Source organism: Bauldia litoralis, assembly GCF_900104485.1.
Lineage (GTDB): Bacteria > Pseudomonadota > Alphaproteobacteria > Rhizobiales > Kaistiaceae > Bauldia > Bauldia litoralis.
The window spans coordinates 37345-61065 of the sequence record NZ_FMXQ01000007.1; the positions used below are offsets into that span (position 1 = coordinate 37345).

22 protein-coding genes and 1 tRNA gene are annotated in these 23721 nt (G+C 65.6%); 14 read left to right on the forward strand and 9 right to left on the reverse strand.

Annotated elements, in window-relative coordinates; translation table 11 throughout:
* Window positions 1–35: 35 nt before the first annotated feature.
* Entirely contained in the window at window positions 36–233 is a 198-nt protein-coding gene (locus BLT60_RS24095) for a hypothetical protein (protein WP_139167868.1), read from the reverse strand.
* Between the two features lie 230 nt (window positions 234–463).
* On the opposite strand from BLT60_RS24095, the gene puuE reads away from it, so the two are divergent.
* The 3 genes from puuE (at window position 464) to BLT60_RS16315 (ending at window position 2710) form a co-directional block, all read left to right on the forward strand.
* Window positions 464–1387, forward strand: coding sequence for an allantoinase PuuE (gene puuE / locus BLT60_RS16305; RefSeq protein ID WP_090877917.1), 924 nt, complete (start codon window positions 464–466; stop codon window positions 1385–1387).
* A 99-nt stretch (window positions 1388–1486) separates the two neighbouring features.
* Window positions 1487–2305 (forward strand): transglutaminase-like domain-containing protein, encoded by an 819-nt coding sequence (locus tag BLT60_RS16310; RefSeq protein ID WP_090877919.1) that lies wholly within the window; start codon window positions 1487–1489, stop codon window positions 2303–2305.
* Between the two features lie 123 nt (window positions 2306–2428).
* Window positions 2429–2710 carry a hypothetical protein gene (locus BLT60_RS16315; protein ID WP_090877921.1) on the forward strand — a complete coding sequence of 94 codons (282 nt, stop codon included), beginning with the start codon at window positions 2429–2431 and terminating at the stop codon, window positions 2708–2710.
* A gap of 28 nt (window positions 2711–2738) precedes the next feature.
* Here the strand turns inward: BLT60_RS16315 and BLT60_RS16320 are convergent, their stop codons facing one another.
* Both BLT60_RS16320 and BLT60_RS16325 read right to left on the reverse strand, forming a co-directional pair.
* A complete protein-coding gene (locus BLT60_RS16320) occupies window positions 2739–3653 on the reverse strand; it encodes a dihydrodipicolinate synthase family protein (protein ID WP_090877923.1) in 915 nt (304 codons plus the stop codon).
* 102 nt (window positions 3654–3755) lie between these two features.
* Window positions 3756–4034, reverse strand: coding sequence for a PilZ domain-containing protein (locus BLT60_RS16325; RefSeq protein WP_090877925.1), 279 nt, complete (start codon window positions 4032–4034; stop codon window positions 3756–3758).
* A gap of 645 nt (window positions 4035–4679) precedes the next feature.
* Here BLT60_RS16325 and BLT60_RS16330 point away from each other — a divergent pair.
* Both BLT60_RS16330 and BLT60_RS16335 read left to right on the forward strand, forming a co-directional pair.
* On the forward strand, window positions 4680–5759 hold the full coding sequence (locus BLT60_RS16330) for an ABC transporter substrate-binding protein (RefSeq protein ID WP_175478511.1): 1080 nt from the start codon (window positions 4680–4682) through the stop codon (window positions 5757–5759).
* A gap of 210 nt (window positions 5760–5969) precedes the next feature.
* A complete protein-coding gene (locus BLT60_RS16335) occupies window positions 5970–7022 on the forward strand; it encodes a Gfo/Idh/MocA family protein (RefSeq protein WP_090877929.1) in 1053 nt (350 codons plus the stop codon).
* Between the two features lie 4 nt (window positions 7023–7026).
* On the opposite strand, the gene BLT60_RS16340 is transcribed toward BLT60_RS16335, so the two are convergent.
* Both BLT60_RS16340 and BLT60_RS16345 read right to left on the reverse strand, forming a co-directional pair.
* Window positions 7027–7485 (reverse strand): L-type lectin family protein, encoded by a 459-nt coding sequence (locus tag BLT60_RS16340; RefSeq protein WP_090877930.1) that lies wholly within the window; start codon window positions 7483–7485, stop codon window positions 7027–7029.
* Window positions 7485–8309, reverse strand: coding sequence for a TIGR02587 family membrane protein (locus BLT60_RS16345; RefSeq protein ID WP_090877932.1), 825 nt, complete (start codon window positions 8307–8309; stop codon window positions 7485–7487). The genes BLT60_RS16340 and BLT60_RS16345 overlap by 1 nt, the downstream gene beginning before the upstream one ends.
* A gap of 260 nt (window positions 8310–8569) precedes the next feature.
* Between BLT60_RS16345 and BLT60_RS16350 the strand changes: the two genes are divergently transcribed.
* Window positions 8570–9937, forward strand: coding sequence for a TrpB-like pyridoxal phosphate-dependent enzyme (locus tag BLT60_RS16350; RefSeq protein ID WP_090877934.1), 1368 nt, complete (start codon window positions 8570–8572; stop codon window positions 9935–9937).
* Window positions 9938–10101: 164 nt separating this feature from the next.
* On the opposite strand, the gene BLT60_RS16355 is transcribed toward BLT60_RS16350, so the two are convergent.
* Window positions 10102–10716, reverse strand: a complete 615-nt coding sequence (locus BLT60_RS16355; protein WP_175478486.1) for a calcium-binding protein — start codon at window positions 10714–10716, stop codon at window positions 10102–10104.
* A 413-nt stretch (window positions 10717–11129) separates the two neighbouring features.
* On the reverse strand, window positions 11130–12302 hold the full coding sequence (locus tag BLT60_RS16360; RefSeq protein WP_090877937.1) for a helix-turn-helix transcriptional regulator: 1173 nt from the start codon (window positions 12300–12302) through the stop codon (window positions 11130–11132).
* Window positions 12303–12426: 124 nt separating this feature from the next.
* Here BLT60_RS16360 and BLT60_RS16365 point away from each other — a divergent pair, with 124 nt between their 5' ends.
* From BLT60_RS16365 to BLT60_RS16390, 6 genes are all read left to right on the forward strand, one after another.
* A complete protein-coding gene (locus BLT60_RS16365) occupies window positions 12427–15255 on the forward strand; it encodes a DUF1254 domain-containing protein (RefSeq protein ID WP_090877939.1) in 2829 nt (942 codons plus the stop codon).
* Window positions 15256–15323: 68 nt separating this feature from the next.
* Complete coding sequence (locus BLT60_RS16370; protein ID WP_090877941.1) at window positions 15324–16904, forward strand: hypothetical protein; 1581 nt, start codon at window positions 15324–15326, stop codon at window positions 16902–16904.
* A gap of 26 nt (window positions 16905–16930) precedes the next feature.
* Entirely contained in the window at window positions 16931–17233 is a 303-nt protein-coding gene (locus BLT60_RS16375) for an HdeA/HdeB family chaperone (RefSeq protein ID WP_175478487.1), read from the forward strand.
* Between the two features lie 111 nt (window positions 17234–17344).
* On the forward strand, window positions 17345–17911 hold the full coding sequence (locus BLT60_RS16380) for a hypothetical protein (RefSeq protein WP_090877945.1): 567 nt from the start codon (window positions 17345–17347) through the stop codon (window positions 17909–17911).
* Between the two features lie 153 nt (window positions 17912–18064).
* Window positions 18065–18355, forward strand: coding sequence for an SH3 domain-containing protein (locus BLT60_RS16385; RefSeq protein WP_090877947.1), 291 nt, complete (start codon window positions 18065–18067; stop codon window positions 18353–18355).
* 89 nt (window positions 18356–18444) lie between these two features.
* Window positions 18445–19557, forward strand: a complete 1113-nt coding sequence (locus tag BLT60_RS16390) for a branched-chain amino acid ABC transporter substrate-binding protein (protein WP_090877949.1) — start codon at window positions 18445–18447, stop codon at window positions 19555–19557.
* Between the two features lie 376 nt (window positions 19558–19933).
* On the opposite strand, the gene BLT60_RS16395 is transcribed toward BLT60_RS16390, so the two are convergent.
* A tRNA-Gln gene (locus BLT60_RS16395) sits at window positions 19934–20007 on the reverse strand.
* A gap of 205 nt (window positions 20008–20212) precedes the next feature.
* Here BLT60_RS16395 and BLT60_RS16400 point away from each other — a divergent pair.
* Both BLT60_RS16400 and BLT60_RS16405 read left to right on the forward strand, forming a co-directional pair.
* Window positions 20213–21541 carry a Ppx/GppA phosphatase family protein gene (locus tag BLT60_RS16400; RefSeq protein ID WP_175478488.1) on the forward strand — a complete coding sequence of 443 codons (1329 nt, stop codon included), beginning with the start codon at window positions 20213–20215 and terminating at the stop codon, window positions 21539–21541.
* Entirely contained in the window at window positions 21534–22238 is a 705-nt protein-coding gene (locus BLT60_RS16405) for an RlmE family RNA methyltransferase (protein WP_090877951.1), read from the forward strand. Before BLT60_RS16400 ends, BLT60_RS16405 begins: the two co-directional genes overlap by 8 nt.
* Here BLT60_RS16405 and BLT60_RS16410 read toward each other — a convergent pair.
* Complete coding sequence (locus BLT60_RS16410; protein ID WP_090877953.1) at window positions 22235–23653, reverse strand: MFS transporter; 1419 nt, start codon at window positions 23651–23653, stop codon at window positions 22235–22237. The genes BLT60_RS16405 and BLT60_RS16410 overlap by 4 nt on opposite strands.
* Between the last annotated feature and the right edge of the window lie 68 nt (window positions 23654–23721).

The window sequence follows — 23721 nt, forward strand, 5'->3', positions numbered from 1 at the left end:
GCCAAATCCGGTTGGCCTCGAGGATCGACGCGCGATCAACTGTTGAGGCGGGAGATTTCCTGAATCCGCTGGCGCAGCGGTACGTCGGGAAAACGTTCGCGGAGCATTCTCAGCGTTTCAGACATGCTCGACTGCTTCATCGCAGACAGCACGATCCGCATCTCGGCGAGGCGTTCCTCAAGCGTCACGCGACCGCGCCAGGACGGGGCATTGGTGGAAAGTGCATTTGCCATTGTCATGCGCCAAGACCTCGGTTCGAATCGGCTCACGTTAATAGTCCGGCAACAAAGGTTAACGAGCAATGAATGATCTTGTTGGCAGATGCGTAGCCGATCCCTCGGATAGTCGATAAAGCCTCAGGACTGCCGATCGTTCCCGTCGGCCGGTGCACATCCGGCCTTGCCAAATGGCATGACGCCTGCATTGCTTCCGGCCTGAAATTCGAAACGGGAATCCCCGGACCATGGACGACGCCTATCCCCGCGACATGATCGGTTACGGCCGCAACCCGCCCGATCCGCAATGGCCCGACGACGCCCGCGTTGCCGTCCAGTTCGTCGTCAACTACGAGGAGGGTGGCGAGAACAATATCCTCCACGGCGACGCGGCCTCCGAGGCCTTCCTGTCGGAAATCGTCGGCGCGGCGGCATGGCCGGACCAGCGGCACATGAACATGGAGTCGATCTACGAATACGGCTCGCGCGCCGGGTTCTGGCGGCTTTGGCGGATGTTCTCCGGCCGCAACATCCCGGTGACGGTCTATGGCGTCGCGACCGCGCTGGCGCGAAACCCGCAGGCCGTCGCGGCGATGAAGGAGGCCAACTGGGAGATCGCCAGCCACGGTCTCAAGTGGATCGACTACAGGGATTACAGCGAGGCGGACGAGCGCGATCACATGCGCCAGGCCATCGCCATCCACACCGAGACGACCGGCGAGCGACCGCTCGGCTGGTACACCGGGCGGTCGTCGATCCATTCGATCAAGCTGGCAGCGGAAGAGGGCGGGCTGCTCTATTCGTCGGATTCCTATGCCGACGACCTGCCTTACTGGATCGAGGGACCGACCGGGCCGTTCCTGATCATCCCCTATACGCTCGATGCCAACGACATGCGCTTCGCCACCCCGCAGGGGTTCAACTCCGGCGATCAGTTCTTCGCCTATCTCAAGGACTCCTTCGACACGCTCTATGCCGAAGGCGAGGCGGGGGCCCCGAAGATGATGTCGGTCGGGCTGCACTGCCGGCTTGCCGGTCGCCCCGGACGCGCGGCCGCGCTGGCCCGTTTCCTCGATTATGTTGCCGAGAAGGACCGCGTCTGGCTGCCCCGGCGGATCGATATCGCCTGGCATTGGCACGCCCATCATCGACCGGAACAGGCCAAGGCATAAACCGGCTATGCTTGCCGGCCGTTTCGTCCGGCAACGAACGGCGCATCAGAACGTTAGCAGTGGCCATTGGCTGTTTCGCCGAGGTCTTGGGAGAACGCCATGCGCATTCGTCTGGGTTGCGAACTGAGCTACGATTTCCCGCAACCGACCCCGTTGGTCGCTATCCTCACGGTGCATTATTCGCACTTTGCCAGCCTTGAAACGCCGGACCATCTGGTCACCACGCCGGCCGTGCCGATCGAGAATTACCGCGACAGCTTCGGCAACTGGTGCAGCCGCCTCGTCGCGCCTGCGGGGCGTTTCACCCTTCGGACCGACGGCATGATCCGCGATGACGGGAACTTCGACCCGGTGGGGACGGACGCCGTCCAGCATCCTGTGGAGGACCTTCCCACCGATTCGCTCACCTTCCTGCTGTCCAGCCGCTATTGCGAAACCGACCTCCTGACCGAGGAGGCGTGGCGCCTGTTCGGGGACACGCCGCCAGGCTGGCCCCGGGTGCAGGCAATCTGCGACTACGTTCATCGTCACGTGACCTTCGGATACGAATATTCGAGCCCGACGCGGACCGCCGCGCAGACGTTTGCCGAAGGGCGCGGGGTCTGCCGCGACTTCACCCATCTCGCGGTCTCCTTCTGTCGCTGCATGAATATTCCGACCCGCTATTGCACGGGCTATGTGAGCGACATCGGCCAGCCGCCGCCCGAGTCTCCGAATGACTTCGCGGCGTGGATGGAGGTTTATCTCGGCGGTCAGTGGTGGGTGTTCGATCCTCGCAACAATGCGCCGCGGATCGGCCGGATTCTGGTCGCGCGCGGTCGCGATGCCGCTGACGTGCCGCTCACCCTGACCTTCGGAGCAAATACGTTGGTCGGGTTTCGGGTCTGGACCGACGAGCAGGCCGCCCCGGCACTCTGAGTGCCAACGTTGCATCGGGAACGAAATCGTGCCCTGTGGTGTTGCCTATCGCCGGTCCCAGCGCGCCTTCCCGATATCGACGCCGACTGTTCCCCGGACGTATCCCGAAACGGAGGATTCGCTATGGTTCAGTCCTACCTCTCCCTCTTCATGAAATCCGCATACCTGGCTTTCGAGGCCCAGCAGGTCATGGCTCTGCGGATGATGCGCATCGCCGGTGGCGGAAAGCTGGCCGAGCGCGAAATGCGCCGCATGGTGGCCGAGAAAGCGAGCGCCGGGACCGAAGTCGGGATGGAGATGGTCATGGGCCTCGCCACCGGCAAGTCCGGCACGGCCGTCACCCATCGCGCCATCCGCGATTATCGCAGCCGCGTCCACAAGAACCGGCGGCGGCTCTCCCCGTAAGCAGGACCGCCCCGGCTGTCGGCTTGCGCTAGGCCGGCACCGAGTCGAGCAGCTTGACGATCGCCGGGTCGGCCAGAAGGTCCTTCCGCGTTTCATCGGCGATCGGCAGGAGCGGCGGTCGCGTCGCCAGCCAGCCGGGATCGCCGTAGCGTTCGGCGAGCACGGCCTTGAGGGAGGGGATCATGCCCCGGCTCTCGACCGCCTTGCGGACGGCGTTCATTTCGTCCTGAATCTGCTCCGCACCGGGCTCCTGCCACCGATCGAGCATGCCCCGGATGCCCTGGGCGTTGATGTTGGCGCTGGCCGAGATGCACCCGGCGGCGCCGGCTTTGAGCGCCTTGAGCAGGTAGACCTCGGCGCCGGGGAAGACGGCGAAATCCGGGAAGGCATCGATCAGGGCGATCGTATGGTCGGCGTCGCCGGCCGAATCCTTGATGCCGGCGATGATCTCGGGGAAGGCGGCGCGCAGGCGGCCGATCAGGTCGATCGACCAGCCGATGCCGGCGCCCATTTGCGGGATATGGTAGAGCATGATCCGCGGCGCCTTGGCCCCGACCTGCTCGATCACCGTCGAGACGAAGGCGTAGATGCCTTCCTGCGTGGCGTTCTTGTAATAGAAGGGCGGCAGCAGCAGGACCGCCGCCGCCCCGAGTTCGCCGGCATGGCGGGTCAGGGCGACCGCGTCGCCGATCGCGCAGGCGCCGGTGCCGGGCATCAGCCGCGAGGCGTCGATCCCACCCTCGACATGGGCATCGATCACCCGCCGCCGCTCATCCAGGGTCAGGGAGTTGGCCTCGCTGGTGGTGCCGAGAACCGCCAGCCCGTGGGCGCCGTCGGCCAGAAGGGTGCGGCTGTGCCGCAACTGCCGCTGATCGTCGACGTCACCGTCGGGACCGAAAGGGGTGGCGACCGGGGGCCACAGTCCGGCAAGGGCTGTCGTCATGTTCGATGCTCGCAGACTTGGAGATGGGCAGGAAAGGCCTGACCATACCAGACTTCGACGGGATGGTAAGACCGCGGAGCCTGCCTTCGGCCGATCGCCAGCCTAGTCGACGAACGCCACGCCCATCCGTTTCCGGGCGCGCCACCGTGTCGAGCAGCGTCGGGAGGTTCCATCGAATTGCAACTCGAACTCGCGGGGGACGCCGAGGACGGAATCGATCTCGATCTGCGCGCCGCCGCCGGAGATGTCGCGAATCCGACAATCGAGCACCGCGAATCCGGCGTTGAACGTCACGCGCCCGCCTTTCAGGCAACGCAGCCGTCTTTCGCATCTTCGTTCGCTGCCTTGGGCCGGCAGCCCGGCGGGGAGGTCGCGTGTCATTTCCAGGGTCCTGCAAGGCGGACTCTGGTGTTCAGGTCTTGCCGACCCGTTACGACAATCGTTCGGTCTTTAACGATATGCCCCGGATTTCGGGGTTCAACGACAATCCGGGAGGCCGGTAGGCGACGTGGCTGTGGATAACCCGGCGCCACCGGGGCCAGTCACCTCTCCGTCATCGAACCGAAATCCTTCTGTCGCCGTCAGGCGGTACTCAGCCCTCGCACGGGCAGGGAGCGGCTCGCAGTTGCCGACTGAGTATCTGGCCAATCGCCTCAAGCATGGCCAGTCTCCCCGCGAGATGTCGACCCAAGCCGCCGCAGGGTGGCGTCTCGATTGCCGCCCGGGCATTCGAGGGGACAGCAAACGGAATACCAGGGCTGGGGTGTTCGCGTTTTCGATCAGCCCCTTGTCATCCCCACGGAGGATCTGCGGCGCCGAAGGCCCCCTCGGCGCCGCACCCTTTTCCGGCCCCCGATTTCCACGGACCCCGACCGCTGCCATCTGGTTCCCCGGCCGCTACGTGTGTTAACCAAAAGCGGTACGAGATGCGTCAAATGCGGCTCTTGCCGACGCCGCCGGATCCGGCGGTCGGTGGTGGGATTTTCTTGCGAGGAGAATGAAGTGGTGAAGACCAGGTGGATGTGCATGGCACCGGTGGCGGCAACGGTGCTGATCGGGGGCGTGGAGTTGGCGGCGGCCCAGTCCTACGAACTGATCGAGGCGGCCCGCGAAGAGGGGACGGTCACCACGGTGGCGCTCCCCCATGACTGGTGCGGCTATGGCGACATCATCCAGGCCTTCACCGACAAATACGGCATCGAAGTCCACGAGACCGCGCCCGAGGCGAGCTCGATGGAGCAACTCGACGCGATCCGCGCCAGCGCCACGAATGCCGGCGAGGACGCGCCCGACGTGGTCGACCTCGCCCTGTCCTTCGCCCAATCCGCCCAGGACGAGGGCCTGCTGGCGCCGTTCAAGGTCGGCACATGGGATTCCATTCCGGCCGCGGTCAAGGATGCGGAGGGACACTGGTATGGCGATTATTACGGCGTGATCGCCTTCGAGGTGAATACCGATGTCGTCAAGACGCTGCCCGAGGACTGGGCCGATCTTCTCGGCGAAGAATACAAGGGCGCCGTCGCGCTCTCCGGCGATCCACGGACCTCCGCCCAGGCCGCGCTCAGCGTCTACGCCGCTGGCCTGGCCACGGGGGCCGACGATGACGGGGAGGCTGTCGCCAAGGCCGGGCTCGGCTTCTTTGCCGACCTCAACGCCGCCGGCAATTTCGTTCCCGAGGCCGGTACCGCAGCGTCGCTGATCGAGGGCAAGACGCCCATCGTCATCCGCTGGGACTATGTCGCTCTCGCCGACCGCGACAGCGTCGACGAGCCGAAGATCGAGGTCGTCGTGCCGAAGAGCGGCGTCGTCGCCCGGCCGTATGTCCAGGCGATCAGCGCCCATGCGCCGCATCCCAACGCGGCGAAGCTGTGGATGGAGTATCTTTATTCCGACGACGGCCAGCTCGGCTGGCTGAAGGGAAGCTGCCACCCGATCCGGTTCGACGATCTGGTGAACCACGACAAGGTGCCCGACGCGATTGCCGACAAGCTGCCGCCGGCCGATGCCTATGCCGATGTCGTCTTTCCGTCGATCGAGGACCTCGGCGCCGCCAACCTGACGATCAGCGAGGAATGGGACGATACCGTCGGCGCCGGGGTGAACTGAGCAACAGGCGGGACATCGCATCGCGTTGCCGCTTTCGAGCGGCAGCGCTTTCATGGCCGTCATGACCGGCGAGCAGGAACCGGCGTCACCCCCGGGGTTTGGCGTCTGGTTGCTCCTTCGTCATAATGCGCGCGAACCTGCCCGCAGCGGCAGGCCTGATAACGGCCGGGCGAGTCCTTCGCCACGCGCCATCATCCCGGGAGGCAGCAGATGAACTCGAACGGTGGCCGCAAGCCGCTTGGCGTTGGCGTGATCGGTCTCGGCATGGCGGTGACGCCGCACGCCCGCTCGCTGCGCGATCTTTCCGACCGGGTCTCGGTGAAGGGCGTCTTTGCCCGCAGCCGCGACAAGCGCGAGGCGGTCGCCGCCGAGTTCGGCTTTCCCGCCGTGGAGTCGGTCGATGCGATCATCGACGATCCGGAGATCGGCGCGGTTCTGCTCCTGACCCCACCCAACGTCCGGACCGAACTGGTCGGGCGGCTGGCTGCCGCCGGCAAGCACATCCTGATGGAAAAGCCGGTCGAACGGACGACCGAGGCCGGCGAGGCGATCGTCGCCGCCTGTCACAAGGCCGGCGTGTCGCTCGGTATCGTCTTCCAGCATCGCTTCCGGCCGAACTCGCTGAAGCTCAAGGCGCTGCTGGCCGAGGGTACGCTCGGCGAGATCGCCTGCGTGCGACTCGCGGTGCCGTGGTGGCGGCCGCAGGTCGGCTATTACGACCAGCCCGGCCGCGGGTCGCTCGAACGCGACGGCGGCGGATTGCTGATCAGCCAGGCGATCCATTCGCTCGACCTGATGCTGTCGCTGACCGGACCGGTGAGCGAGGTACAGGCGGTCGCCGGCACCAGCCTCATCCACCAGATGGAGACGGAGGATTTCGTCGCCGGCGGCATGCGCTTCGCCAGCGGCGCGCTCGGCTCCTTCACCGGCACGACCGCCGCCTATCCCGGCGCTAGCGAGCAACTCGGCCTCGACTGTGTCAACGGCAACGTGGTCCTCGAGGCAGGCGAACTGACGGTCAACTGGCGGGACGGCCGGACCGAGACCTTCACCGAGGACTCCGGCTTCGGCGGCGGATCCGACCCGATGGCCTTCCCCCATGACTGGCACATGGCGCTGATCGCCGACTTCCTCGACGCGATCGAGGCCGGTCGCCAGCCGACGTCCTCCGGGCAGGAGGGGCTCAAGGTTCACCGGCTGATCGACGCCTTCCTCGCCTCGTCGCGCGAGCGCCGGGCGGTCACTGTCGCCGGCACGGCATAGGGCCTCAGGGCTCGACGTAGCCTTCGACACGCAGCGATAGCCGCGCGCTTTGCGGATCGTGCGCGAAGTAGAGACCGCCGCGTCTTGTCGATTGTTCCGGCACGAAGTCGAAGGTGACCGTGCTCTCCTCCAGGGTCTGGTCCCCATCGGTCAGCGCTCCCCGCACCCGGACATCGGCGCCGGTCGCCTGGCCCCGGTTGGCGACCACGATCTCGACCAGGTAGCGGTCGCCGGCGGCGATCGTCGCGGCCGGCGCGACGGTGATATCCGGCGGCCCTCCCGCGGAGCCGGCGATCGCGTCCCAGACGAGGTAGCCTACCATGCCGGAAAGGATCACGCCGCCGACGGCGGCGACCGCCCATTCCCAGGTCGACGTGCCGCGTTCCTTTGCCTCCCCCGGCGCCCGGTCCGGTGCCGGCGCCTTCTTTCTCCGGTTGGCGGTGGTCTTGCGCGGCGTTGTCATCAAAGCACCAGTCGGGCTGCCGCGGCGCCGATTGCGCCGGGGAAGGAGAGAACGATCACGGCGTTGACGATTTCTCCCGGCCCGAGGCCGTCGAGGCGTCCGAAGGTCCACAGCATGAACAGGCTGACCATCGCAACGACGGCATAGCCGACGACGGTGAAGCGGGCGAAGAGTTCCCGGAGGCTCGTGCCGGGAACCACCGGCACCCGACCGCGAAACTCCACGAAATAGACGAAGGCATGCATGATCAGCAGGCTCGCCGCGATCAGGGCCAGTTCGTGGGCCGCCGTCATGGTCCGCGAAATATCCATGACTTCCTGAGTCGGTGCGATACCGAGCGACAGGAACAGCGCGCCGACCGCCATGATGAAGAGCTCGCCGAGATAGTGGGGGCGCGACAGGCGACGGGACTTTTCCCGATCGCTCTCCTGTCCGAACTGGCTTCGCGACAGCATCGCTCCCATGCTGGCCGGGACGACCTGCAGGCCGACCATGCCGATCGCCTCGCCAGGCGCAACGCCGGCACCGATCAGTCCGAACAGAAACAGGAAGAGGGCGGCGCCAAAGGCTGCGACGGCGATCGCGACCAGGGCGTCGGCGAGATGATCGACCAGCCGGGGGCTCTCGCGGAACCCGATGTAATGAGCGAGGGTGAACAGGAGGATCGGCGTCAGCACGAGGAGCAGGGCGAGTCGCATGGGATGGATGGAAAACCCCAGCGCCCACATCTCGTTGGTCATCAGCATCGGCACGGCGAACATCAGCGCGCCGCCGCCGGCCCGTCCGAGGCCGACCAGGAAAGCTCTCTCCGGCGCGCGCATCATGCCAGTCCGACACTCCCGAGCCGGCGGGCGCCAAGCCTTGGCGACGGCGCGCAATCGCCCGTCCCGGCTCACCGTCCGCCCGGCGTCCATGACAATTCGCGTCGGCGAAGAGCGTTCCGCAACAGGATGCAGCGAAGACCATGTGGAACAGCGGACGCGGCCTGGCGCGGCATTGCGTTCGCTCGACACATCGCTTTGGCCGGGGCTACAGTCACGGAACAGCGACCACGGACACCCGCGGGGAGCGGGGGAGGGAACCCATGAGCGACACTGTCAAATACCTGCTGGACGAAACCCGTATTCCGAAGACCTGGTACAACATCGCGGCCGACCTGCCGGCCCCGCTGGCGCCGCCGCTGCATCCCGGCACCAAGCAGCCGATCGGCCCCGACGACCTGGCGCCGCTTTTCCCGATGGCGCTGATCGGACAGGAGGTCTCGACCGAGCGCGACATCGAGATTCCGGAACCGGTTCGCGAAGTTTATCGCCAGTGGCGTCCGGCGCCGCTCTTCCGCGCCCGGCGTCTGGAAAAGGCGCTGAATACGCCGGCCAAGATCTACTACAAGTACGAAGGCGTCTCGCCGGCCGGCAGCCACAAGCCGAACACCGCCGTGCCGCAGGCCTTCTACAACAAGGAAGCCGGGGTCAAGCGCCTGTCGACCGAGACCGGCGCCGGCCAGTGGGGCTCGTCGCTCGCCTTTGCCGGCGCTCTCTTCGACCTCGAGGTCGAGGTCTTCATGGTCCGCGTTTCCTACGACCAGAAGCCCTATCGCCGGGCGCTGATGGAAACCTATGGCGCCCGCTGCATTCCCTCGCCCTCGGGCGAGACCAATGCCGGCCGCACCGCGCTGGAGGCCAAGCCCGACCACATGGGGTCGCTGGGCCTTGCGATCTCCGAGGCGGTCGAGGTCGCAGCCCAGCGCGACGACACCAAGTATGCGCTGGGCTCGGTGCTCAATCACGTGCTTTTGCACCAGACCATCGTCGGCCAGGAGGCGATGGCGCAGCTCGAAATGGCCGGCGACTATCCCGACGTCATCGTCGGCTGCACCGGTGGCGGCTCGAACTTCGCCGGCATCGTCTTTCCGTTCCTCGGCGAGCAGTTGCGCGGCGGCAAGAATGTCCGCATCGTCGCCGTTGAGCCGGCGGCCTGCCCGAGCCTGACGCGCGGCCAGTTCGCCTATGACTTCGGCGATACCGGACACCTGACGCCGCTGGTCAAGATGCACACGCTGGGCTCGACCTTCATTCCGCCGGGCTTCCATGCCGGCGGGCTGCGCTATCACGGCATGGCGCCGATGGTCAGCCACATCATGGATCTCGGGCTGATGGAAGCGAAGGCCTACCACCAGTCGAAATGCTTCGAGGCCGGCGTCCAGTTCGCCCGCACCGAAGGGATCCTGCCGGCGCCGGAAGCCAACCACGCGGTCAAGGGCGCCATCGACGAGGCGATCCGCTGCCGCGAGGAGGGGAAGTCGGAGACCATCCTCTTCAACCTCTGCGGCCACGGCCATTTCGACATGCAGGCCTACATGGACTACTTCGCCGGCAAGCTTCAGGACCTCGACTACGACGAGGCCGACCTGGCGATGGCGCTGGCCGGCCTGCCGACCGAAACTGCCGCCTGAGGCCGCGGATCACGAAACACGCGCGCCGCCGGCCATGGCCGGCGGCGTAGCTTCGATAGGGGGAACCGACCACCTGCTCGACGGCGTGGTTGGCTCGATCACCTGGCGAAAGGGCGGGAGACGGCGCGCGCTGGCGCCCGTCTCCCGCGATCCTTCTGCAATGATCAGATGACGAAGAAGTCGTCGTGGCTCATGTCGAGGTCGGAATTGAGGATCGCGAATTTCTTCGCACTCTTCGAGCCGTTGCCGTCGGGGTCGTATTTCAGGACGCCGTTATCGTCGTTGTAGATGATGCGGTCCTTGGAATCCTTGGCCTTGTTGCCGACGACGAACTTGTTCGACTTCAGCGTGTGGTCGACCTTGCCGACCTTGGTGAAGATCGCCTTGTCGAGATCGATGAGGTCCTTGGACGTGTCGTAGTCTGTGATGGTGTCGAGGTTGTTCTTGCTGCTCAGCTGGGTGTCGAAGACGAAGATGTCGCGACCGCGTCCGCCCGACAACTCGTCGTTGCCGTAGCTGCCATACAGCATGTCGTTGCCGCTGCCGCCCTCGATATAGTCGTTTCCGTTCAGCCCGACGATGAGGTCCTTGCCGGAGCCGCCATAGAGTTCGTCGTTGAAGGAGAAGCCGTAGAGGTCGTCGTTGCCGTTGCCGCCGTAGAGGTAATAGGCCTTGTTGTCGCTACTGGGCGACAGGAAATCGGCGCCGTCGATACCGTACTGGTTCTGGGCGCTGCCGGTGTAGACGTCGTTGTAGATCGTGCCGATATAGGTAGCCATGGTCACTCCGTTGCCCGGCCGGCGGAGGGAGACTGCCGCGGCCATCGCGATGGACGATTGACGCCGGGTGCACCGGCGCCGCTTGGGGGACTCAAATGGCGATCAACGATGTCGGAACCGTGGCATCGCTCGTCCTCCTTCGTGACATTTGCCGGCGAAAAGGGCCTTGCCCCCGCGAAAGCCGGGGGGATACCTGCGCCGGATGATCGCGCCTTGCGCGCCATCGCCGCAGATCGATGGATGACAGGCGGTTCCTGCCCGGACTTCCTGTGCATCGGGGCCGTCGCTTCCCTCGTCACGCCGAAACGGAAATCGGATGCCCGTTTGGGAGTCGGCTCATCGGAAAGTCGCTCGGCCACAAATCCGGGGTCAGACGCGCGATGGCTCTTGGTTGCCCCCGGTTCGGGCCGGAGTCAGCGTGTGGCCTCGACCCGCAAATGGCGCGGTGCCTGGCCGGTCCAGCGGCGAACGGCCCGCGTCAGCGACGCCTGGCGGGCATAGCCAAGCTCTTCGGACAGCGCGCTGAGGGCGCCGCCACCTGCAGCAAGACTGTCGAGGGCGCGGGATTTGCGAACTTCGTCGAGGAGAATCGTGAAGTTCGTGCCTTCGGCGTCGAGGCGGCGCTGGAGGGTACGGATGCTCATGCCGGCATAGGCGGCGAGCCGATCGACCGACGGTGTCCCGTCATCAAGCATCAGTCCGATGAGAATCCGGGCCGACCCGGATAGGGTCGGGTCGTCGCGCAGCGTCTTGAAACCTGGCGGAACCCGGCCACCCGTGCGATCGCGCGCCCGGGAAGGGAACGGCTTGTCGAGGATCGCCTCGCTGACGAAGACGCTTACCGAGCGGCGTTCGGTCGGCACGAGTCGATCCCCGAACCAGACGCGAAGGTGTTCGAGGCCGAATTCGGGGTGCGGCACCATCTCGACGGTTCCCACGGGATCGGCCTCGCCGGTCATCCGGCACAGCGTTCTGGTCATCTCGGCGACATACTGATGAACCAGGTGCAGCGTCGTCGGGGGAAGGTCCATCGCGTAGAACTGGCTGACGACGGCACCATTGACGGCAGGGTCGATCGTCAGATGCTCATGCGAGCAGAAAAAGGGGATCGCGGCCGAGATCCTCATCACCGCTTCACGCGGCGTCCGGGTGCCGAGCGCGACTTTTCCCAAAAGCAGCAATTCCAGCGCACTCGTCTCTGAGACGACACGGCAGCAGATGTCCGGGCCTTCAAGTTCGCTCGCCCGCCGAAGAAGGTCGAGGGCGGCGAGAAGGGGAATCGGTTGCATCGGGTCGCAGTAGGGCAGCGCCGGCAGGTCCACTTCGGCCGCCAGGCTATCGGGGCGGTGACCGTTCTGGTGAAGCCAGCGAAGAAGCGGCATGGCCGCGGCCGCCCGGATCATCGGCACGACTGAACTCAAGCGACTTCCTCCCCAGACACCTTGCCATCTTCCATAGATTTTTTGGCACGCAAAGAGAAATCGGCCCGGCGAGGATGGCCTAAGAAATGCGGAACGACGCCACTTGATGCCGATCATCTCGTCGATTGCAGTGGGGAACTGAATGAACGACGGTGTCAATTCCATTGTCGCAGACACGGCGACCCGTCTTCGCCGGGTCGGCGGAGCACGAGTGTTCCGGGCAGCCCCGAGCGGCCCCGCTGGTTCCACGGCCGGACCGCGCCGCCGCGGACTGCCGGCCGTCCGGCCAATGTGTCTTGTCGGTTTTGCGCTGGCGCTGAACGTTGCTGGCCTGGGGGCGAGCGCCTCGTTCGCTGACACCAGCACCGTCGATTCCGATGCGTTTCGGGCGATCGCCGAGGAAGCCTACGTCTACGCCTTTCCGATGATCGTCGCCTACAAGGTGCTCCACGACTACAACGTCGACACGGACTCCGGCGCCTACCTCGCGCCCTTCAACCAGATCGCCAACGAGGCGCGGGTCTACACGCCGAAGGACACGGCTGTCAGCACGCCCAACAGCGACACCCCATATTCCTTCGTCCAGCTCGACCTTCGGGCGGAGCCCATGGTGATCTGCCTGCCGGCGATCGAGCAGGATCGATATTACGACGTCCAGCTCACCGACATGTACACCAACAATCTCGGCTACATGGGCAGTCGCGCCACGGGCAATGGCGCGGGGTGCTATCTGGTGGCCGGGCCGGGCTGGTCGGGCGAAACGCCCGCACGTATCGGCGCAGTTTTCCAGAGCGACACGGATTTCGCCTTCACCATCTTTCGCACGCAGCTCTTCGACCCCGACGACATGCCCAATGTCGAAAAGGTCCAGGCGGGCTACAGGGTGGAGCCGCTCTCGTCATTCCTCGGCGTATCCGCCCCCGCAGCGGCGGCGCCCATCGATTGGCCGGCATTCAGCCCGGCGGCTTTCTCCACCGATTTTCCGTCATACCTGAACTTCCTGCTGCAGTTCGCGCCGGCCACGGCGCTGCCCGAGTCCGAAAAGGCGCTCCGGGCAAGGTTCGCCGGGATCGGCATTGGTCCGGGCGAGACCTTCGACGCGCAAACGCTGTCGTCGGACAAGCAGGCCGCGCTCGCCGATGCGATCAAGGCGGCGACGGCGAAGATCGCGGCGACCGCCGGGAGCGTGGGAACCACCATCAACGGCTGGCAGATCGGCGCGGCCGCTGGCGACCGGGAATTCTTCGGCGGCGACTGGGCGCTGCGCGCCGCCGGATCGAAGCTCGGCATCTACGGCAACTCCTCAGAAGAGGCGGCCTATCCGTTCACGCGCACGGACATCAACACCGTGCCGCTGGACGGTAGCCAGCATAATTACACGCTGACCTTTCCGCCCGGCGAGCTGCCGCCGGTCAACGCCTTCTGGTCGGTGACGATGTATGACGGGCAGACCCAGCTCCTCATCGACAACCCGATCAACCGCTACCTGATCAATTCGCCGATGCTGCCGGGACTGAAGACGAACCCGGACGGTTCGCTGACGCTCCATATCCAGCATGAAAGCCCCGGCAAGGATCGTGAATCCAACTGGCTGCCGGCGCCGGCGGGGCCGATGTTCGTCGTCATGCGGCTCTACTGGCCGAAGGCTGAAGCGCCGTCGGTGCTGCCGCTTGGCAAGGGCAGTTGGGCGCCGCCCGGCATCGTACCGGTGACCAACGCCCGCGCACTGGACGCGACGCGACCCGGGGACAAGTCGCTGGAGACGGTGATCCGCACCGACCAGCGTTATGGCGGCGATCTGTTCTTCCAGGGCCCGCGCGGCTGGGCCTACTGGAACCTGCTAGAATACCCCAAGCCGATCCAGAATCCGAACCTCTGGCCGGATACCCAATCGACCTACTTCATCTCTCAATTCTCGCTGCCGGCCGGCGCCACGCTGACGATGCGAGGCGCTTACCCCCGGGCACGGTACTTCAAGTTCGCCCTTTACAAGGCCAGGGGCGGGACGTTTGTCTCGACCGGCGAGGACATCGCGGGATGGGACATCGCTGCCGATCCAGGCTCGATCAATCCCTTCGTCGTCGGCAACGACCGCCTGGCCGAACCGCGCGACTATACGGTCAGCATTGTCGCCCGGGATGCACCGGAGAACGCAAGCGATCGCGCCGCGAATACGCTCTACGCCGGCAGCGGCGGCGGTGCTCTGCAGTTCGTCACGCGTATCTATCTCTCCGACGCCGGTAGCGACGGCGCCGGCTGGGCGCCGTGGGCGTCGGCGGTTCGCACGCGCGGGCTTCCCGATCTCGAACTGACGCTCGCCGATGGCACGCGCCTGGGCGGCGACGCTGCCGTCGCGGCAATCGCCAATCCCATCGCCGGCAACACGGCCCAGCCGTTCACGGCAGCGCAGTGGACGGCGCTGGTCAACGCCAAGGACAACGACCCCGCTCTCGACCCCGTCACAGCGCCGGCGCGCAAGGATGGAAAGTGGGAAAAATACTGGAACATCAAGTACTCGATCCTCGGGTCGTTCAAGACTCCGGAGGAGCAGGCCAGGATCCCGTATGCCGGACCGATCGACGGCGGTGGCGATCCCGACACCAACTATCTCTTCGTCCAGTTGTCGCGGGCGTTCGGGCAGGTCTTCGTGACGCGCGGCAAGATGCCGACATTCCCGGACACTTATGCGGGCGCGGCCGGACTCGGGCTCGAGATTATGCCGCCGGCGCAGGCGCAATACTGGTCGATCGTCAGTTGCGAGGCAGCACCGTCGGGCCAGATCGTCGACGGATTGTCAGACATGCAGGTGCCGCTCGATGCCGACGGCAACTACACCATCGTCTACAGCCGCAAGGAAGATCGCCCGGCCAACGCGACCGCCGGGAACGGCGTCGCCTGGATCGAATGGAGCCCCCGCGGCGAGGGCCTCGATACACCGCAGAACCGCGACGACTTCGGCATGCTGATGATGCGCGTCATGGCGCCGAGCGACGACTGGGCCCAAAGCCCCGCCAACATCACCAAGCCGGGGGAGGAGGAGCGCGTCATGGGGCCTTACTACCCGAAGGGTGCGTACACGACCAAAGCGGCCTTCGAGGCCCTGGGAGACAAGCCGTGACCCGGTGCGCATCCGCCAGGGAGCCGCGCATCCCGCCGAAGCTCGAACCGAATAGGGATATCCGACCGATGAACACGAAGCCTGGACTCACGGCCCTGCTTGCCGGATTGGCCCTGTCTCTCTCGCTTGCCCAGGGCGCCGACGCTGCCGATTCAAACATCAGCGCCGCCAACGGGCCGATTCCCGGTGACGTCACGCTCTATGCCGCCGAGCTTGCCTGCCAGAAGAAGATCCCGACGCCTGGCTACTACTCATCGCTGAACGGCGCAGAGATATCGGACTCCGAGCGCAGCGGCATGTTCCCGTGCGCGACGTTCACCGGTTCCTGGGATGGGCCGAACGCGGTCTACGCGTTCCGCAGCCTCGACGACTATCCCGGCATTTCCTACATCAACAATCGCCGACCCGGGGAGCTGTACATCGTCGGTGGGGAATTCCCGACGCCGGACGATCCGCGCCAGGTCGGGCCCTACATCGCCAAGGCCCACGCCACCACGGGCGCGCAGATCTGGCGCACATATTTCGACAATCTCAACGTCTCCGGCCGCTGGATCGCGAACGCCAATCTCAACATCCTGCCCGACGGCAACATCGCGTTTGCCTGGTCGCATTTCATCGCGCTGGTAGACGGCGATACCGGCGAGATCCTCAAGACGAACACGCTCCCGCCCGGCGACGCGCCACTCGAAGACGTCAACTTCAAGCACCTGACGATCGCGCCCGATGGCACCCTGATCCTGAAGGACCAGACACGACCGATCGGCTGCACGCTTCAAGGCACGATGGCAATCATCGCCTGCGCCCAGAAGGGCATGAAGATGCCGAACTCCGTGCTGGTCGCCGTCGATCCAGAGACGCTCGAGGTACTCGACTCGCTGCCCCTGCCGGGTCCCGCGCCGTCGCCGCATATCGTGACTCCCTACGGGCGACAGATCGCGATCTACATGGGCGTCGGCGATACCGCGCGACGCTACTTCTGGCACCCCATCCGGAAGAAGCTCACCGCCGATGACAGTTGGGTCGTGCACCCGCTGGCGGAGGGTCAGGCAGCGTTGACCGCACCGACGATTGTCGGCGACTGGGTCGCGGTCCAGACCAACGGCCTTTTCAGCAACAAGAAGGCATCGAGCGTCGTGGTCATCCATCAGGACGACGCGACCCGGACCGAGACGATCTTTCCCTTCGGCGATCTGCCTTCCGGTGAATGGAGCTTCGCGCCACCGAAGAACGGGGCCGATCCGGAGAACAACCTGATCTACTCGGCCGACATGGGCATGAAGAAGGTCGCCGGGATCAGGATCGATCCGGAGACCGGTAAGCTCGAAACCGCCTTCGTCATCGACGACATCTCGAACACCTTCCAGCCCGTTTTCGGCCCGGCCGACAAACGCGTGCTGATGCTCACCAACATCAAGCTGCCCGCCGAAAGCGCGTCGATCATCGAGGCGGTGCAGACGTCGAAATACTCGGAGCAGCTCACCTGGCGCGATGCGGCAACGGGCAGGATTCTGGCGGAATCGGACTTCTTCGAGCCCCTGACCGTCAACTCGCTGACCCCGCCCGGCTATGGCGGGCGGGTCTACTTCCCGACCGCGATGGGCAAGGGCTTCTACGTTCTGCAGCCAATGCCGCAGCCCACGAACCAATGAAAAAACCACGCTTGGGAGAGTTCCGGATGAAACGCCTGTCTTCTGTTTGGACTGCCGCATTTGTGCTTTGCGCCGCATCGATATCCGCGGATGCCGAAGAGGTCGACATGGCCGCGATCGATTGCCAGGGGCTCCTGTCGATGTCGGCCGAGGAGGTCGTCGTCACCGGCGCCTGGATGTCCGGGTATTTCAACGGCAGGGCAGACAACACGGTCCTCGATACCGAGATGATGCCCGCTTACGGCGCCGCCCTCGGCGAGTATTGCGAGAACAACCCCGAAGCTCTGGTGATGCAGGCCGTCAAGACGCTCTTCGACGAGGCCGAGTAGCGCACGAAAACGCTGCGACAGGCGGTTCGGGGAGACGAAGGATCAGCAGGAGGTTTGTTTCCTGAGCCGGGTCGACCCGCACGATGCTCTCTTAAAAAATGGAGACAATTCATGAGAAGCCGTACTGAAAATCAGCCGACAAACAAAGCTCGTCGCGATCTGCTGACCGTCGCCGGACTGCTCGTTCTGGGGCTCGGGTCAGGAGTGAATCTGGCGATCGCCGAAGACGAACTCGAACCGATGTTCATGTTCGTTCACGTCTCCGACGACCTCGAGGCCGACCTTGCCAACAGGACCCTCCGTCTGGTGAACGTCAATCAGCAGGTCCTGTACTTTTCCGATCGCCCCCAGCGCCTGGCCGGGCATCTGAAGATGGCCGACTATCTCAATGAGTGGACCGCGGCCGAAGGCGCCGACAATTTCACCGCCGATCCACCCAACGCGACGCTTTCGGTCTATGAGCCGGGACAACCCGATAACACGCTTGCCGTCGTGGAGATCTCGGATCCGGTCGTCGATGGCGACGACCTGATCTACACCTACACGCTCCTTGACGGCACGATGCCGGCGGCTGGCGGCGCGACGACCTTGTTCATCGACCGGATCGGTATCGGGGGCGGCGTTGGCGTCGGCTATCACGGCGTCGGGGTCGGGCTCCGCGGGCCGGGGGTCCTCTAGGAAACACGCCAGGAAACGTCGTGCGCGAGCAACCGCACGAGTGGGCGGCATCTTGTCCGCTGTCGCACGTCCTTCCCGGCGCTCAAGCAACGGCTCCGATCAGGAATCCAACTCGGACCCGAAACGCAACTCTTCAATTGGGAGACCTAGCATATGTTCTTTGCACGCTTCATTGCGGCGGCGGCTTTGGCGCTGTCGCTGGCCACCACCGCCGCGGTAGCCGCGCCTACGGTGACGGGTGCCAATCTGAATCTGCGGATCGGTCCCGGCTTGAACTACCGGGTCAACGTCGTCATCCCGGCCGGCTCTGCCGTCGAGGTCGTTAGCTGCGGCGGGACGTGGTGCATTGTCGAATGGGCCGGGGCGACCGGATATGTCGACGGCAACTATCTGATGCAATCCGTCACGATCGTCGTTTCCCCACTGCTCACGCTACCCCGCTAGTCACGAGGCTGACTGCATCTGAACCGGTCCGACCCGGACAGCGGTTGCGCGCAGCCAGTCACCCCTTCCAGATTCCCAAGGAGCAACTGATGAGGAAGTTACTGAAATACGGCATCGCCCTGTCGTTCGGGGTAGCGTTTGCCGGCTCCGCGCAGGCGGATATCACAGTGGCCGTCGTCGGGCCGATGACCGGTCCCTACGGCGCATATGGCGCGCAGATGAAGACCGGCGCGGACCAATGGGCCGCGGATATCAACAAGGCCGGTGGCCTGCTCGGTCAGAAAGTCGTGGTGGACGTCCGCGATGACGGATGCGATCCCGAAAAAGCGGCGACGGTTGCCGGGGAATTGGCGGGCGAGAAGGTCGCGATCGTCATCGGCCATTTTTGCTCTGGGGCGTCGATTCCCGCCTCCCGGGTCTACGCCACCGAGAACATTGTCCAGATTTCGCCGGCGTCGACCAATCCGAAGTTCACGGATGAGCGCCCCGGCGTCGGCGTCATGCGTGTTGCCGGTCGCGACGACCAGCAAGGCCAGATCGCGGGCGAGTTCCTCGCCTGGCGCTTCAAGGATCAGAACGTCGCTGTCATCGACGATGGGAGTGCCTACGGCAAAGGTCTCGCAGACGAAACGCGCAGGTTCATGAACGAGGCCGGCAAGACCGAGGTTCTGAGCACGACCTATGAAAACGGTCAGACCGATTTTTCCGAGTTGGTCAGCAAGCTCAAGACGGCCAATGCCGATGCAGTCTATGTCGGCGGCTACTTCCCAGAAGCTGCCCTGATCGTAAAAGCAATGCGCGAGCAGGGAATGAAGACCGTCCTCGTTTCCGGCGACACGTTCGCCGCCGACGCTTACTGGGACGCCGCCGGGGACGCGGCGGAGGGGACCCTGTTCACCTTCTCGCCCGACCCCCGCAGAGGTCCGGATGCGTCCTCTGTCGTCGCCGAGTTCAAGGCCGGCGGGGTCGATCCCGAGGGCTACGTACTCTTCGCCTATGGCGCACTTCAGGCCTGGGCTCAGGCTGTCGACAATGCTGACACGGTCGAGTTCGGGCCGGTGGTCGATGCCCTGCAGAAAGGAACGTTCCGCAGCGTCCTGGGAGATTTCCATTTCGACGACAAGGGAGACGTAAACCTGCCCAGTTTCGTCATTTACGAATGGAAAGACGGCGGCTACGACTACTACGTAGCGAGCCGATAGCCCGCAGTCCCGCAACGTTGTGGCGAACCCCGGTGGCAGCATCGGGGTCCGCAATCCTTCGCGGCGCGCAATCCGTGCGGCGGCCGTCGGCACCGACTGGCAGCTTTGGGTCGAAATGGGCGCGGAGCCGATCCCGCGCAAACCGGTGATCACCGCCAGCAGGTGACAACGCGCCGCAAGACTCCTTGCCCACCAAGTCGTGGGCGATCGGCGTCGAGCCGGGGCCGGGCGCCTTTGCTGTCGCTCCGTCGGAAGGAGCGACGTCGATCATCGGGACCGCGCGTCTGGTCAACGATTTGATCTTTTAGCGGAAACAGTAGAACCCACTGCGCGCACGGAGGCGAGTGAAACGACCGACCCGGCAAAAACAGAGGGTTGGCTGGGGAACTAGGATTCGAACCTAGACTGGCGGAGTCAGAGTCCGCTGTCCTACCATTAGACGATTCCCCAATCGGATCAGGCTGCCGGGAGCGCTCCCGATGTGGGAGTGACCCAGCCTCGTGCCGATCGTTGGCTATCCTATAGGCAGCCCCCCGAAACTCGTCAACCGTTGCGCTGCTTGCCAGTCTGCCGACACCTGTTAAACTTGTCGGTGAAACAGAAACGTGGAGCCGCGCTGCCGCCTGTCGGCTGGCGCGCGGTCGCAGGCAATCGAGTGAAGACGACGGGCAGCGAAACGCTGGACGCGGCGTCGCGTGTGGCTGCCGGTCCAGGCGGGACCGGCGGGGAAACGGTTCCGGCGGCGGGTGAACCGCCGCAGGCCGTGGCTTCGCTTGACGAAAAATCAGCCCCCGGACATCGGAAACCAAGGAAACGTCGGCGCAAGCGGGGACGGCCGGTCTATGCTCCCGGCACCGGTCCAAAAGCCGCTGCGGAGCGGAACGGCGCTGTCGCGGCGGCGGAAACCGCCGACGCGGCGCCCGCGTCCGGGCCCGCCCCGGCGCAGCCAAGGCGAGATCCGGCGCAGTTCTATGGCGCGCTGGATCTCGGAACCAACAATTGCCGCCTGCTGGTCGCGGCGCCGCGCGAGCGCGGCTTCCGGGTGGTCGACGCGTTTTCACGCATCGTCCGGCTGGGTGAGGGGATCGGCCAGACCGGCCGGCTCGGCGACGCTGCGATGGATCGCGCCGTCGAGGCGCTGAAGGTCTGCTCCAGCAAGCTTGCCTATCGCGGCGTCACCCGGGCGCGGCTGATCGCCACCGAGGCCTGCCGCGTCGCCGCCAATGGCACCGAGTTCATCGACCGGGTAACGCGCGAGACCGGGCTCGTCCTCGAAATCGTCTCGCAGGAGACCGAGGCCAAGCTGGCGGTCGCCGGCTGCGCGTCGCTGGTCGACCCAAATGCGTCGGGGGTGGTGCTTTTCGACATCGGCGGCGGCTCGTCGGAACTCGTCTGGATCGACCTCTCGACACCGAGGGAGGGCAAGCGCCGGCCGATGCCGGAGCGGGTGCGAAGCTGGATGTCGCTGCCGGTCGGCGTCGTCAATCTCAGCGAGCGGCACGGCGGCCGTGATGTCTCGGCGGAGCAGTTCGAGGCGATGGTCGACGAGGTCGCGAACCTGCTGCATGACTTCCCGGAGGTCGAGAATCTCGACCGCGCGGTCGCCGACGGCGCGGTCCATATGCTGGGCACGTCCGGCACGGTGACGACGCTTGCCGGCGTGCACCTCAGGCTGCCGCGCTATGACCGGCGGCGGGTCGACGGGACGTGGCTCAGCGGGCGCCGGGTTGCCGAACTGGTCGCCGAATTCGCCGCCATGGACTACGACACCCGGGTCGCGAATCCCTGCATCGGTCGGGAGCGCGCCGACCTTGTGCTTGCCGGCTGCGCCATCCTCGAGGCGTTTCGCCGCCGCTGGCCGGTGGAGCGGCTGCGGGTCGCCGATCGCGGCCTGCGCGAGGGCCTGCTGGTCGAACTGATGGCCGAGGACGACGTCTGGCGGCCCCGTTACCAGGGCGGAAGCGGGGATACCGTTCATGGATGAGAAACGCGGCAACAGCGGCCGCCAGCTCAAGGTTCGCGTCAAGAATGCCAGGCGGCGGAAGCCCTCGTCGGCGCGGTGGCTCGAACGGCAACTCAACGACCCCTATGTCGCCCGCGCCAAGGCTGAAGGCTTTCGCGCCCGATCGGCCTTCAAGCTGATCGAGATCGACGACAGATACGGTCTGTTCAAGCCGGGCGGCCGGGTGGTCGACCTCGGCGCCGCTCCCGGCGGCTGGTGCCAGGTCGCGGCCGAGCGGGTCGGCACGTCGGACGCCAACATCCATGTCGTCGCCATCGACTATCTCGACATGGAGCCGCTGCCCGGCGTCGCGATCATCAAGAAGGACTTCCTCGACGACGACGCCCCCGACGTGATCCGCGCGGCGCTCGGCGGCCATCCGGCCGATGTCGTGCTCTCCGACATGGCGGCGCCGACCACCGGCCATCGCCAGACCGACCACCTGCGCACCATCCACCTTTGCGAGGTCGCGGCCGATTTCGCCATCTCGATCCTCAGGCCGGGCGGCCATTTCGTCACCAAGGTCTTCCAGGGCGGCGCCGAGCAGGACCTGCTGACGATGCTGAAGCGGAGCTTCACCAGCGTCCATCATGTCAAGCCGCCGGCAAGTCGCCAGAACTCGGTCGAACTCTATCTCGTCGCCCGTGGCTTCCGTGGCGGGGACCCGGCCGGAGCCTAGCGCTCGCGCATGCTGGTGACGGCGTCGGGCGCGTATTTCCGGTGCCCGGACATTTCGTGCCCGGCATTCCGCGCCAGCCGCATGAAGGCGAAGGCCGAACCGATCGTCAGCATCCCGACGACGACGAAGGCCGGCGCGAAGGAGCCGGCGGTGATCGTGCCGCCGGTCGCGGCACTCGTCACCTGCACCGCGATGGCGCCAACCGAGATGCCGATGCTCAGCGCCAGTTGCTGGGCGACGCTGGTCAGCGTCGTTGCCCGGCTCATCCGCTCCGGGTCGACATCGGCGAAGGCCAGGGCGTTGACGATGGTGAATTGCAGCGAGCGGAAGAAGCCGCCGATCAGCAACAGGCCGGTCATCAGCCAGATCGGCGTCGCCGGCACGAAGGCAGCTGGCATCATGACGAACAGGCCGGCCAGCACGGCGTTGGCGATCAGCACCGTGCGGAAGCCGTAGCGGCGCAGGATCGGCGGCGCGGCGAATTTCATCGCCAGCGCGCCGATCGCCGCGGCGAAGGTGATCATGCCGGATTCGAACGGCGTCATGCCGAAGCCGAGCTGGAGGAGCAGCGGCAGCAGGAAGGGCGTCGCGCCGACGCCGATGCGGAACAGCATCGTCCCGATCATGCTGACCCGGAAGGATTCGAGCCTGAACAGGGCGAGGTCGATGATCGGCGCGGGGACGCGGCGCGAATGGACCACATAGAGGGCCAGCAGCACGGCGCCGCCGATCAGCATGGCGAAGACATAGGCGAGCGGCAGGAGGTCGAGGCCAAGCGTCGTCGAGCCACTCATGAACAGGGCGAGGCCGAGGCTCGACAGGATGAAACCCCGCCTGTCGAAGCGGCTGCGGGTCTCGCCGCGGATGTCGGGGATGTAGAGGGTCGCCAGCACCAGGCCGAGCAGCCCGACCGGGACGTTGATCCAGAAAATCCAGCGCCAGTCGAAATAGGTGGTGAGAAAGCCGCCGACCGGCGGTCCCATGACCGGGCCGATGAGCGCGGGGACCGTCAGCCAGGCGAGCGAGCCGACGAGTTCCCGCTTCTCGACGCTGCGCAGGATCACCAGCCGGCCGACCGGCACCATCATCGATCCGCCGATGCCCTGGACGATGCGGGCGGCGACGATCTCGCCGATCGAGCCGGACAGCCCGCACCAGATCGAGCCGAGAACGAAGGTCAGGATGGCGGCGCGGAAGACGATCCGGGCGCCGTAGCGGTCGGCCAGCCAGCCGGAGGCGGGGATGAAGATGGCGATCGCCAGCAGATAGGAGGTCAGCGCCAGCTTGAGGTGGATCGGGTTGGCACCGAAATCCCGGGCGATCGCCGGCAGCGCCGTCGACAGGACCGTCGCGTCGAGGTTCTCCATGAACAACGCGCAGGCGACGATCAAAGGCAGGAGGATTCGGTCGGGCATGGCGTTGAAGCGGGGGCGGGGAAGGGGCGGCGCGCCGCCCGCTCCGGGTTCGGACGGGGAAGGCAGGC

What these genes read in the sequence shown, in the direction of transcription:
- BLT60_RS24095 (WP_139167868.1), bottom strand. Translation starts at nt 233, where the DNA reads ATGGCAAATGCACTTTCCACCAATGCCCCGTCCTGGCGCGGTCGCGTG.
- puuE (WP_090877917.1), top strand. Translation starts at nt 464, where the DNA reads ATGGACGACGCCTATCCCCGCGACATGATCGGTTACGGCCGCAACCCG.
- BLT60_RS16310 (WP_090877919.1), top strand. Translation starts at nt 1,487, where the DNA reads ATGCGCATTCGTCTGGGTTGCGAACTGAGCTACGATTTCCCGCAACCG.
- BLT60_RS16315 (WP_090877921.1), top strand. Translation starts at nt 2,429, where the DNA reads ATGGTTCAGTCCTACCTCTCCCTCTTCATGAAATCCGCATACCTGGCT.
- BLT60_RS16320 (WP_090877923.1), bottom strand. Translation starts at nt 3,653, where the DNA reads ATGACGACAGCCCTTGCCGGACTGTGGCCCCCGGTCGCCACCCCTTTC.
- BLT60_RS16325 (WP_090877925.1), bottom strand. Translation starts at nt 4,034, where the DNA reads ATGACACGCGACCTCCCCGCCGGGCTGCCGGCCCAAGGCAGCGAACGA.
- BLT60_RS16330 (WP_175478511.1), top strand. Translation starts at nt 4,680, where the DNA reads ATGGCACCGGTGGCGGCAACGGTGCTGATCGGGGGCGTGGAGTTGGCG.
- BLT60_RS16335 (WP_090877929.1), top strand. Translation starts at nt 5,970, where the DNA reads ATGAACTCGAACGGTGGCCGCAAGCCGCTTGGCGTTGGCGTGATCGGT.
- BLT60_RS16340 (WP_090877930.1), bottom strand. Translation starts at nt 7,485, where the DNA reads ATGACAACGCCGCGCAAGACCACCGCCAACCGGAGAAAGAAGGCGCCG.
- BLT60_RS16345 (WP_090877932.1), bottom strand. Translation starts at nt 8,309, where the DNA reads ATGATGCGCGCGCCGGAGAGAGCTTTCCTGGTCGGCCTCGGACGGGCC.
- BLT60_RS16350 (WP_090877934.1), top strand. Translation starts at nt 8,570, where the DNA reads ATGAGCGACACTGTCAAATACCTGCTGGACGAAACCCGTATTCCGAAG.
- BLT60_RS16355 (WP_175478486.1), bottom strand. Translation starts at nt 10,716, where the DNA reads ATGGCTACCTATATCGGCACGATCTACAACGACGTCTACACCGGCAGC.
- BLT60_RS16360 (WP_090877937.1), bottom strand. Translation starts at nt 12,302, where the DNA reads ATGGAATTGACACCGTCGTTCATTCAGTTCCCCACTGCAATCGACGAG.
- BLT60_RS16365 (WP_090877939.1), top strand. Translation starts at nt 12,427, where the DNA reads ATGTGTCTTGTCGGTTTTGCGCTGGCGCTGAACGTTGCTGGCCTGGGG.
- BLT60_RS16370 (WP_090877941.1), top strand. Translation starts at nt 15,324, where the DNA reads ATGAACACGAAGCCTGGACTCACGGCCCTGCTTGCCGGATTGGCCCTG.
- BLT60_RS16375 (WP_175478487.1), top strand. Translation starts at nt 16,931, where the DNA reads ATGAAACGCCTGTCTTCTGTTTGGACTGCCGCATTTGTGCTTTGCGCC.
- BLT60_RS16380 (WP_090877945.1), top strand. Translation starts at nt 17,345, where the DNA reads ATGAGAAGCCGTACTGAAAATCAGCCGACAAACAAAGCTCGTCGCGAT.
- BLT60_RS16385 (WP_090877947.1), top strand. Translation starts at nt 18,065, where the DNA reads ATGTTCTTTGCACGCTTCATTGCGGCGGCGGCTTTGGCGCTGTCGCTG.
- BLT60_RS16390 (WP_090877949.1), top strand. Translation starts at nt 18,445, where the DNA reads ATGAGGAAGTTACTGAAATACGGCATCGCCCTGTCGTTCGGGGTAGCG.
- BLT60_RS16405 (WP_090877951.1), top strand. Translation starts at nt 21,534, where the DNA reads ATGGATGAGAAACGCGGCAACAGCGGCCGCCAGCTCAAGGTTCGCGTC.
- BLT60_RS16410 (WP_090877953.1), bottom strand. Translation starts at nt 23,653, where the DNA reads ATGCCCGACCGAATCCTCCTGCCTTTGATCGTCGCCTGCGCGTTGTTC.